This window comes from Mesorhizobium sp. M7A.F.Ca.AU.002.02.1.1, assembly GCF_003998535.1.
GTDB lineage: Bacteria > Pseudomonadota > Alphaproteobacteria > Rhizobiales > Rhizobiaceae > Mesorhizobium > Mesorhizobium ciceri.
Genome location: NZ_RZPB01000475.1, coordinates 1 through 4,861 on the forward strand (window position 1 = coordinate 1; position 4,861 = coordinate 4,861).

A 4,861-nucleotide genomic window follows, 5' to 3' on the forward strand; every position below is an offset into this window, starting at 1 on the left:
TGGTGATCTGCCAGGGGCGCGTGTCACCGCCGCTGGTACGCAAGACGACCGACCGCGAAGAGGTCGGGCTGCTGATGACCGGTCGAACGATGAGCACGGATCAAATGGCAATTGGGAGTGGCGACGTTGCGCTTCAGGATTGAACAAAGGCCGGAGCCTTCGGCAACAATGCGCGTCGCGGCGCCGGTGCTGGCGTCGGTTTTGACGCTGGTCGTCGGCTCGATCTTTTTTGCCTCGCTCGGACACGATCCGCTGCCGACGCTCTACGCCTTCTTTGTCGAGCCGTTGAATTCCCTCAACGGTTTGTCGGAATGGCTGCTCAAGGCTTCGCCGCTGATCCTCATTGCGTGTGGGCTGGCTATCGGCTTCCGCGCCAATGTCTGGAACATCGGCGCCGAGGGCCAGTTCACCATGGGCGCGATTGCGGCGAGCGGCGTCGGTCTTTTCTGGCCGAACCCGGACAGCGTGCTGCTGTTGCCGTTGATGTTCGTTGCCGGCATGGGCGCCGGCATGGCATGGGCGGCGATCCCTGCCTTCCTGCGCGCCCGCATGAACACCAACGAGATCCTGGTCACGCTGATGATGACCTACATCGCGACGCTGTTCCTGTCCTATCTCGTGCATGGACCGTGGCGCGATCCGGCCGGTTTCAACTACCCGCAGACGGCACTTCTGCCGACAGCCGCCCTGTTCGAATCCTTCGACCCGGCCTATCGGCTCAACCCTTCGATCTTCATCACCGTCGTCGCCGTGTTCGTGATGTGGCTGTTCACTGACCGCAGCTTCCTTGGCTACAAGATGTCGGTGAGCGGAGCGGCACCGCTTGCCGCCCGCTATGCCGGCTTTCGCGAATCTGCCGCCGTCTGGATCGGGCTGATGGCGGGTGGTGCGGCCGCCGGCATCGCCGGCATGGCGGAAGCCGCCGGGCCGCTCGGCCAGCTCTCGCCGCAGATTTCGCCCGGCTACGGTTTCGCGGCCATCATCGTCGCCTTCATCGGCCGGCTGAACGCCTTCGGCATCGTGCTTGGCGGGCTGTTGATGTCGCTGCTTTTCCTCGGCGGCGAAGGCGTGCAGATGACGCTGGGCCTGCCCTCGGCGCTGACGCGCATCTTCCAGGGCATTCTTCTGTTCTTCCTGCTCGCCGCCGACTTCTTCATTTTTTATCGCATCCGCCTGATACGGCCGGCCCGAGACACGCACGCGCTGGAGACAGCCTGATGGACTTGATCATCGCCATCTTCACCGGCACCGTCATCGCCGCCACGCCGCTGATATTCGCGGCACTCGGCGAACTGGTGGTCGAGAAGTCCGGCGTGCTTAACCTTGGCATCGAAGGCATGATGCTGATGGGCGCGGCATTGGCTTTCTGGGCCGTAACCGCAGGCTATCCAATGCCGGTTGCGATCCTGGCCGGCGCCCTGGCAGGTGCCGCCGCCTCGCTGCTGTTCGGCGTTCTGGCACTGACCTTCCTCACCAATCAATATGCGGCCGGACTGGCGCTGGCCATCTTCGGTTCCGGCGTGTCGGCCTTCCTTGGCCGCGGCTTCGGCAGCGAGCCTATCGAGGCGCTGCACGGCATCAACGTCCCTGTTCTGTCCGATCTGCCGCTGATCGGTCCGTTGCTCTTCCGCTTCGATCCGATGGTCTACCTAGCTCTGGTGATGTTCGCTGCCATCAGCTGGTTTCTCTACCGCACGAAGGCCGGGCTGATCTTGCGAACGATCGGCGAGTCACCGCAGACATCGCATGCGATCGGCTATCCCGTGATCAGGATCCGCTACATGGCCGTGTTGTTTGGCGGGGCGATGGCTGGCCTGGCGGGCGCCTATCTGTCCGTCGCCTACACACCGCTCTGGGTCGAGAACATGACTGCCGGCAAAGGCTGGATCGCACTGGCGCTGGTGGTTTTCGCCACATGGCGCCCGCTGCGCATCCTGCTTGGCGCCTGGCTGTTCGGCGGCATGACGATCCTCCAGCTGCAGGGACAGGCGCTCGGACTGGAAGTGCCGTCCGAACTGCTCTCGGCCCTGCCCTATCTCGCGACAATCATCGTTCTGGTGCTGATCTCGCGAAACCGGCAAATGCTGGCGCTGCACTTCCCGGCTTCGCTAGCAAAGCCTTTCCGTCCGGCGGGTTGAGCAGCAGGGTCTATTCCCTGTTGTAGGGAATGCCGAGCGCCACGGGCTGATGGGTGCGCGACCGCAAGCCCGCAAGCAGCACAAGTGACGCCACATAGGGCAAGACGAGGAACAGCTGGTGGGGGACAGGAATCCCCACCACTTGCGCATGGATGCCCAACGCCTCCAGAAACGCGAAGATGAAGATCGCTCCAACGATCCGGAACGGCATCCAGTTGCCGGCGATGATCGCGACCACGACCAGCCAGCCGCGGCCGGCAATGAGATCGGGAACGAACTTGTCCGAATAGCCAAGCATCAGGAAGGCGCCGCCGAAGCCGGACATCATGCTGCCGAACATGATCGCGAGGCACTGCCTGAGGCCGACGTGCAGGCCCTTGACGTCAAGCGCCTTCGGATTTTCGCCGACACAGCGCACCTCAAGGCCGTATTTCGTTCGGTAGAGAAAGAACCAGACGAGGATGGGCACCAGGAAGCTGACATAGGTCAGCAGGCGTTGGGAAAACAGCACCGGTCCCAGGATTGGAATATCCGACAGATAGGGGATCGGAACCTGGTCGAAGCCGATGAAGGTCGGCGCCTCGCGACCGCCAATATAGGCCTGGAACCAGAACAGCGTCACGCCCGATGCCAGGAGATTAAGGGCAAGGCCGGCTACGAATTGCTCGGCCTTCAAAACAATCGTGACGAACGACATGATCAGGCTGCTCGCGGCGCAGGCCAGGATGGCTATCGCCAGAGCCAGCCAAGGCGATCCGGTTGTCGAGGCAACCATGTAGGCGACAATGGCGCCAATCAGCATGGTGCCTTCGACAGCGATGTTCCAGATGCCCGCGCGCTGCGTGACAAGTTCGCCCATTGCCGAAAAAAGCAATGGCGTGGCAATGCGGACCATCGCCGCCAGGAGGCTTATCAGAAGCGGGCCCTGCAGCAGCTCAAGCATGGACTTCCCTCCTCACGATCTGAAGGCGCGTTGCGACGGCGGCACTGAGAAAGAACAAAAGCACCAGCCCTTCCATCGCCGACACCAGGCCTGCCGGCGTGCCACTCTTCAGCCGCATGTAGATCGTGCCGCTTTCCAGCGCGCCGAAGAACAGGGCGGCGATCATCACGCCGCTCGGGCGCAGTCCTCCCACCATGGCAACGACGATCCCCGAACTGCCGATGCCAAGCAGCGTCTCGGCACGCAGCCGGTGCGAGACACCGAAAAGCTCGCCGGCGCCAGCCAGTCCCGCCAGGGCCCCCGACATCAGCATGACGGTCAGCAGAAGCCGGCGCACATTGGTGCCGCGAAACGTCAGCGCGGTCGGGTTTGAGCCGAACGCGCGGATTTCGTAGCCCAGCGACGTCTTGTCGAGCAGCACCGCTGCGAATGCCGAGGCGGCGAGAGCGAACAGGAAGCCGACATGCAGCTTTCCCGCCCCAACAGCCAAGAGGATCGGCCACTCCAGACTTGGATCGATGGGCGGCGACTGGTGATAGGATACGGTCACGCCTGTCGCCATCCAGGGGCCGCCATCGAGAAGGTAGGCGAGCAGGTACATGACGACGTAATTCAGCATCACCGTCGAAATGATCTCGCTGGTGCCGAACCTGGTTTTCAGTGCGCCGGCCAACAGGCCGAGCACGCCGCCGCCCGCCATTCCGGCCAGCGCGAGTGTGCAGACGGCCAGCCAGCCTGGCAATGGCGCTATCCAGAAACTCACCCAATAGGCGGCCATCGCGCCGGCGAACACCTGCCCCTCCTGGCCGATGTTCCAGATCTTGGCCCTGAATGCGAACACCGTGCCCAGCCCGACAAGCAACAGCGGGGTCGCCTTCGCCAGCGAACCGAGCAATGCGCCTTGGCTGCCGAATGCGCCGACGATCAGGGCCGTGAAGGCCCTTGCAGGATCGCCGCCGGAAAGCCTCAGCAAAACAGCGGAAGCCAGGAGAGCACCTGATATCGCCGCCGAATAGCAGACGACGTTCCATCCCAGGCTGCTGCCCGAGCGTCGTTGAAATGAAATCATTGAATTCCCTGCGTAAGCTGGCTGGCATCGCCTGCCATCATCATTCCAAGTTCGAGGAGGCTGGTCTCCTCGGGTCGCACGATGCCCATGATCCGGCCCTTGAACATGACCGCTATGCGATCGCAAAGGCGCAGCAGGTCTTCGAGTTCCTCTGAGGCCAGGAGGATCGCAAAGCCCGCGGCCCGCTTTTCCAGGATTTTCTCGTAGACGAATTCGGAGGCCGCAACGTCGAGCCCTCGCGTCGGCTGGTTGGCCAGCAACAGCCGCCGCGCATGCTGGAACTCGCGGGCAAGAATGACACGCTGCGCGTTGCCCCCCGACAGTCGCTCCACCGGGAGGTCCGCCGAGGCGGTCGCGACCTTGTATTCGTCGATCTTGCGCCTCGCCAACTCAGCCAGTTTGCGGCGATCGAGGAACGGACCACGACAATATTCCGGCGATCGCTGCCAGCCGAGGACAAGGTTTTCGGCGGTTCCGAACTCCGGGATCAACCCTTCGAGGAAACGATCGTCCGGAATGAAACCCACGCCGCTGTCGAGAATCTGGCGAGACGTCGGCGCGGTGACCGGGCTTCCTTCCAGCGAGAAACCGCCCGATTGAAGCGCGCGGACTCCCATCAGTACCTCGAACAGTTCCTTCTGGCCGTTGCCGGCAACGCCAGCCAGCCCGAGAACCTCGTTGGCGGCGACGGTAAACGTCACGTCCTTGAGG

5 protein-coding genes are annotated in these 4,861 nt (G+C 63.0%); 2 read left to right on the forward strand and 3 right to left on the reverse strand.

Annotated elements, in window-relative coordinates; translation table 11 throughout:
• Nucleotides 1-168: 168 nt before the first annotated feature.
• Nucleotides 169-1,218, forward strand: a complete 1,050-nt coding sequence (locus EN879_RS24440; protein ID WP_224621515.1) for an ABC transporter permease — start codon at nt 169-171, stop codon at nt 1,216-1,218.
• Complete coding sequence (locus tag EN879_RS24445) at nt 1,218-2,138, forward strand: ABC transporter permease (RefSeq protein WP_082826540.1); 921 nt, start codon at nt 1,218-1,220, stop codon at nt 2,136-2,138. The genes EN879_RS24440 and EN879_RS24445 overlap by 1 nt, the downstream gene beginning before the upstream one ends.
• 10 nt (nt 2,139-2,148) lie before the next feature.
• On the opposite strand, the gene EN879_RS24450 is transcribed toward EN879_RS24445, so the two are convergent.
• The 3 genes from EN879_RS24450 to EN879_RS24460 form a co-directional block, all read right to left on the reverse strand.
• The gene (locus tag EN879_RS24450; protein WP_013529890.1) at nt 2,149-3,081 is read right to left on the reverse strand and encodes an ABC transporter permease; all 933 of its coding nucleotides are present in this window, start codon (nt 3,079-3,081) and stop codon (nt 2,149-2,151) included.
• Complete coding sequence (locus EN879_RS24455) at nt 3,074-4,150, reverse strand: ABC transporter permease (RefSeq protein ID WP_013529889.1); 1,077 nt, start codon at nt 4,148-4,150, stop codon at nt 3,074-3,076. Before EN879_RS24455 ends, EN879_RS24450 begins: the two co-directional genes overlap by 8 nt.
• The coding region (locus EN879_RS24460; protein ID WP_127274301.1) for an ATP-binding cassette domain-containing protein at nt 4,147-4,861 on the reverse strand (715 nt) is incomplete at its 5' end. The genes EN879_RS24460 and EN879_RS24455, both read right to left, overlap by 4 nt.

Excerpts from the sequence above, each read along its gene's own strand:
- EN879_RS24440 (WP_224621515.1), top strand. The coding sequence starts at position 169 with ATGCGCGTCGCGGCGCCGGTGCTGGCGTCGGTTTTGACGCTGGTCGTC.
- EN879_RS24445 (WP_082826540.1), top strand. The coding sequence starts at position 1,218 with ATGGACTTGATCATCGCCATCTTCACCGGCACCGTCATCGCCGCCACG.
- EN879_RS24450 (WP_013529890.1), bottom strand. The coding sequence starts at position 3,081 with ATGCTTGAGCTGCTGCAGGGCCCGCTTCTGATAAGCCTCCTGGCGGCG.
- EN879_RS24455 (WP_013529889.1), bottom strand. The coding sequence starts at position 4,150 with ATGATTTCATTTCAACGACGCTCGGGCAGCAGCCTGGGATGGAACGTC.